Source organism: Caldisericia bacterium (genome assembly GCA_021158845.1).
Taxonomy (GTDB): Bacteria; Caldisericota; Caldisericia; order B22-G15; family B22-G15; genus B22-G15.
The window spans coordinates 1-5,474 of sequence record JAGGSY010000034.1; the positions used below are offsets into that span (position 1 = coordinate 1).

5 protein-coding genes and 2 tRNA genes are annotated in these 5,474 nt (G+C 37.7%); 6 read left to right on the plus strand and 1 reads right to left on the minus strand.

The genetic code is table 11. The features are described 5' to 3' along the window. Positions 1-226: 226 nt before the first annotated feature. Positions 227-2,230 (minus strand): FAD-dependent oxidoreductase, encoded by a 2,004-nt coding sequence (locus J7J33_01300; GenBank protein MCD6167930.1) that lies wholly within the window; start codon positions 2,228-2,230, stop codon positions 227-229. 224 nt (positions 2,231-2,454) lie between these two features. Between J7J33_01300 and J7J33_01305 the strand changes: the two genes are divergently transcribed. From J7J33_01305 to J7J33_01330, 6 genes are all read left to right on the plus strand, one after another. Then, positions 2,455-2,532: transfer RNA gene (locus J7J33_01305), tRNA-Pro, on the plus strand. A 14-nt stretch (positions 2,533-2,546) separates the two neighbouring features. Beyond that, positions 2,547-2,623, plus strand: a tRNA-Pro gene (locus J7J33_01310). Between the two features lie 8 nt (positions 2,624-2,631). Continuing rightward, complete coding sequence (locus J7J33_01315; GenBank protein MCD6167931.1) at positions 2,632-4,056, plus strand: aminotransferase class V-fold PLP-dependent enzyme; 1,425 nt, start codon at positions 2,632-2,634, stop codon at positions 4,054-4,056. Further along, a complete protein-coding gene (locus J7J33_01320) occupies positions 4,053-4,928 on the plus strand; it encodes a diacylglycerol kinase family lipid kinase (protein MCD6167932.1) in 876 nt (291 codons plus the stop codon). Before J7J33_01315 ends, J7J33_01320 begins: the two co-directional genes overlap by 4 nt. Position 4,929: 1 nt before the next feature. Then, positions 4,930-5,268, plus strand: a complete 339-nt coding sequence (locus tag J7J33_01325; GenBank protein MCD6167933.1) for a hypothetical protein — start codon at positions 4,930-4,932, stop codon at positions 5,266-5,268. Continuing rightward, the coding region (locus J7J33_01330; GenBank protein ID MCD6167934.1) for a hypothetical protein at positions 5,249-5,474 on the plus strand (226 nt) is incomplete at its 3' end. The genes J7J33_01325 and J7J33_01330, both read left to right, overlap by 20 nt.

Consider the following 5,474-nt stretch of genomic DNA (forward strand, 5'->3'; position numbering starts at 1 on the left):
GATTTAGACGGTGCAATAGAGTTAAAGGTTTATAAGGAAAAAACAATAATTAAAAAATACAATTTTCTGTATATACTTGATAGATTGAGAAATTTAGGCAAATATTCAATAAATTTTAGCGGATTCAACTTCTGATTGCATTACAGGTAATATTTACTGATTAATAAGATAAAAAGCACTCCTGTTTCTTTGCATGAACAGGAGTGCTTTATTTAACATTAACTAACTATATATTTCTTGCAACCTCGTAAGCATCCCAGACGGCATACATAATGTTACGTGCACCATTAGCATCACCTATGATGTGAACATTAGGCATTTTACCTGCAATCTCGTTATATAGCTTTCTATCAGCTTTGAGACCTATAGAAATTACAACTGTGTCAGCTGGAATTGTGCTTCTCTTGAAATTATTATCTATAACTTCAACAGCGTTGTCCTTTACCTCGAGCAAACTGGTATTGGTTAAAACTTTAACCTTATAGAATTTAAGCATGTCAAGAACCATGGTTTTATTCATGTGTGGTACTGGAAGTCCAGCGGACATAAGTTCAGGTAACATCTCTACAATGGTAACATCCTTACCATCTGCAGCTAAATCAAGAGCAGTCTCACAGCCAACCAATCCACCGCCAATTACAACTACCTTTTGTCCTACAGGTTTTTTCTTCAGTAATACATCTGTGGCAGTAGCGACATTGTCTTTGTCTATACCTGGAACATTTGGCATAATAGGTTTAGAACCTGTAGCAACTAAAATCACATCTGGTTTCTTTTCATTGAGAAGTTCGGGTGTCACTTCAGTATTCAATTTTACGTCAATATTTAACTTCTTTATCTGTGTTTTATACCAATCAAGAAGTCTTGCATTGTCCTTTTTGAATTTACTTGCTGAAGCCTCTATCAAATGGCCACCAAGTTCTCCTGCCTTTTCATAAATAGTAACCTTGTGTCCTCTTAGAGCAGCTACCCTTGCAGCTTCCATACCTGCTACACCACCACCAATTATTGCAACATTCTTAGGTTTCTCTGCTGGATGGATAGCATATTCTATCTCTCTACCACAAGCAGGGTTCACTGCGCATGAGAGTGGTTTACCAGTAAAGAAACGACCAATACATCCCTGATGGCATCCTATACATGGGCGTATATCTTCAATCCTTCCCTCCAAGACCTTATTTCCCCATTCGGGATCTGCAAGAAGTCCTCTTCCAAGACTTATCATATCTGCTGCTTTACCTTCCTCCAGTGTTTTTTCTGCAAGTTCCGGTATCTCCATCCTTCCAGCCACTATTACTGGTACATTAACAACTTTCTTTAATTGTTCAGTGAGTGGGAGATAGAGACCATGTTCTTGATAAACAGGTGGATGTGCCCAATACCATGCATCATATGAACCAGCATCGGCATTAAAGGCGTCATAACCAGCTTTTTCAAGTATAGGAGCTATTTTTAATCCCTCTTCAGTGTCACGTCCCTTCTCCACAAAATCTTCACCTGGCAAACCACCCTGATTCCAGTCCTTTATATAGCTCTTTACACTGAATCTTAAAGTTACAGGAAAATCCTTACCAGTTACCTTCTTAATAGCTTTAACTACCTCTATGGCGAGTCTAATTCTCCCCATTAAATCTCCGCCATATTTATCTGTCCTTTTGTTAAACATTGCAATAGCAAACTGGTCTAAAAGGTACCCCTCATGCATAGCATGTATCTCAACACCATCAAATCCAGCTTCCTTTGCTATAGCTGCTGATTCCGCAGCCATCTTTACAATTCTTTCCACCTCCTTTGTGGTAAGCTCACGGCATGTAACTGATGGATCCCAGTAGTTGGGTATTGGAGATGGAGCTACGGGTTGACTAACAACTAAATGAGGAGCAGCTACACGACCAAAGCCTATTCCCAACTGTAGAAATATCTTTGTCCCGTAGGCATGGATCCTCTCTGTCATTTCATAAGCTGTCATTATAAAATGTCCTGGATCAATAGTGGGACATGGGTTAATTCCCTCATGGAACTTTTCTATCTCATTTTCTACCTTTACCACACCTGTTATAATAAGTCCAGTGCCACCCTTTGCTCTCTCTACATAATAATTCTCAGCTCTTTTTGAAAAACCGCCTTTTTCAGTGGCTAATCCGATTATACCCATAGGAGACATTGCGATTCTATTTTTTATCTCCACACCACCAATCTTAATGGGCTCAAAGAGCTTTTTAAACTCCATCTCTTTAGCCTCAGATTCATTTTCCTTCTGGCTCATTTTAACACCTCCTATTTAAATATCTCCTATTTAAAACTTGTAACAATGGTAACAAATTTTTTCCTTTTTGTCAATAGATTGTAGAACTTTACATCACTTCTTCTCATTTTATCTTCTTAAAATACACTTTTTATTTCACGGCCACTTTTATTGACAAAAGGATAGGATTAATTTAAAATTAATACAGTCGGGGCGTGGCGCAGGTTGGCTAGCGCACCAGCATGGGGTGCTGGGGGTCGCAGGTTCAAGTCCTGTCGCCCCGACCACTTAATTTTTATCCCGGGATATGGCCCAGCTTGGTAGGGCGCTTGGTTCGGGACCAAGAGGTCGCGGGTTCGAATCCCGCTATCCCGACCAGGAGGTTAATGAGAAATCCACCTATTTATTTTGCATTAAAGAATTATATTGCTAAAAAGAGAGCTTGTTTTCATATGCCAGGTCACCATAGAGGAAAAGGGGCGCATCCATTTCTTGTTGATTTGCTTGGAGAAAAGGCTTTACTTTCTGATATTACAGAGGTTGAGGGAATGGATTATCTTCATAAGGCAGAGGGGGTAATAAAATATGCTCAAGAGCTTGCAGCAAATCTATTTAAAGTTGATTACACATTCTTTCTTATAAATGGAAGCACAGTGGGTAATCTTGTTATGCTTGCCTCCACACTCTCTCCAGGGGATAAAGTGATAATCCAAAGAAATTCACATAGATCAATAATAGGTGGTCTTGCAGTTCTTGATCTTGTTCCAGAGTACATTCAACCAGAAATTCACCCATACCTTGAAATTCCATGGGGAATAACTCCAGAAAAACTTGAAGAGAAGTTAAAAAAAGGAAATTCCAAAGTTGTGTTTTTAACTTCTCCAAACTATTTCGGTATGTGCGAGGACCTACCATCTCTTGTTAAGGTGGGAAAAAGATACAACTCAATCCTTTTGTTGGATGAAGCACATGGTGCCCATTTCCCATTCAACCCAAATTTGCCAGAAACAGGGATAAATCTTGGTTTTGATATGATTGTTCAGTCTGCACACAAAACCCTACCATCTCTTACTCAGACATCTTTCCTTCATGTTTTTGAGAAGAATATTGATATGGATAGAGTTCATGATTCACTTACATTTTTCCAATCATCTTCCCCTTCATACCTCTTCATGGCATCCCTTGATATAGTTAGATATCAAATGGAAACAGAAGGAGAGAGAATCTGGAATGATGTAATTGATAAGGCAAACTACCTAAGGGAAGAGATAAATAAAATTGATGGACTATACTCATTTGGTGTAGAGATACTGGAAGATGGCATATTTGATCTTGACTCTACAAAGGTTACAGTAAACACAAAGGGTATAGGATTAACAGGTTTTGAAGTTGAGGAGATTTTAAATAAAAAATACAACATAGAGATTGAACTTTCAGATTCATCAAACATTCTCCTGTTTATGACACCAGGCGTCACAGACAATGAGATTCAGAGACTTCTTGGTGCTTTAAAAGATATATCAAAGATGAGAAGGAAGAAAAAGGAGATGAGGCTAAAGTCTCCAGATATTCCAGAGATGGCATTGACTCCAAAGGAAGCTTTTTTAAGGCCGAAGGAACTTATACCTATCAAGGAGTCTGAAGGAAGAGTAGCAGGAAATATTGTATCTTCCTATCCACCTGGGCTTCCAATACTTGTTCCAGGAGAGGAGATCACAAAGGATATAATTGAATATATATTAAGACTTGAAGAGGAGGGTGCAGTAATTCAGGGGTTATATGATAAAATTTTCATAAAGGTGGTGAAATGAGGTATTTTTTTGTTGTTAATCCTGTTGCAGGATTGGGAAAAAGTTTTCTTGTTTGGAGAAAGATTAAAGAGATACTCAAAGAAAAGGGTGTCAATTTTGACTATGCTCTTACAAAGTATCCAAAACATGCAACGAAGTTAACTATGGAAGCTGTAAGATCTGGCTTTAAGAATATAGTTGCTGTTGGGGGAGATGGAACTGTATCTGAGGTGGCAAGAGGAGTTGCAAGTGAAGATGTAGTGATAGGAACAATCCCCGCTGGAAGAGGAAAGGACTTCCCAAAAAGTTTAAATATCCCAAAGGATCCTATTAAGGCACTTGATTTAATTCTTAAAGGAGGAAAGATTGTTGAGGTAGATCATCCAAAGGTAGATAATGATAGGTTCATAAATGCATGTGGGGTTGGCTTTGATGCTGAAGTCTCAAGAAATGCAAATGTCACCTATAAAAATTTTAGAGCTCTCTCCTATGCGATATCCATATTTGCTACCATTGTGTCATGGAAACTTCCTGAGATTGTGATCAAGATTGATAATGTTGTAAGAGAAATTCCTGTTTTCTTTGTAGTTATAGCAAATGGTCCTTTTTATGGAGGAGGAATGAAGGTATCTCCCTATTCAAAGATAAATGATGGACTTCTTGATGTTGTAATATTTCATAAGATGAGCAAATTCACACTTTTATGGAATTATCCAGGAGTTTACACGGGGGGAAAACATGTTAACCATGATAGAGTAGAAACTCTAAAGGCAAAGAGGGTGGAGATAAACTCTAAAGAAAATCTTTATGCACACGCTGATGGTGATATAATAGGTAATGTGCCAAAAGTATTTGAGATAGATGGGAAGAAATTAAAATTTATTGGAGGATAGTATGTCTGAAGAGGTTGAGATTTTTAAAAAGATAAAAAAAGAAGAGGAGATTGCAGAGAAAAGAATAGAAGAGGCAAAGAGAAAAGTGGAAAAAGAAAAAAGAGAGAAGATACTGGAACAGAGGAGGATACTGGAGGAGAGAGAAGAAAAGTTGAAAGAGGTAATTGAGGAAGAGAAGAGGAAGTTGGAAGAAAAGTTTAAGTTGAAGAAAGAAGAGGCTTTAAAAAAGGCAGAAAAAGAGGCAGATTTGATAGAAAAGAGGGCAAAGGAAAGGTACAAAGAGGCACTTGATTTTGTTATAAGGAAGGTGCTTTTAGAAAATGGCGATAGAAAAGATTAAAGAGGTATATCTATTTTCTTTAAAAAAAGATTTCCCATCGTTTTTTGATTTTCTCAAAAGGGAGGAGAAAATTCATATCGATTCTGTGAAGGAAATAAACGGACTTTCCGTGTTTAAGGATGTAAATGTTTCAAAGTTTGATAAAGAGATAACAGAATTAGAGACAATTATAAATGAGTTGGAGAAATTTGGTGAGAAGAAGAGTC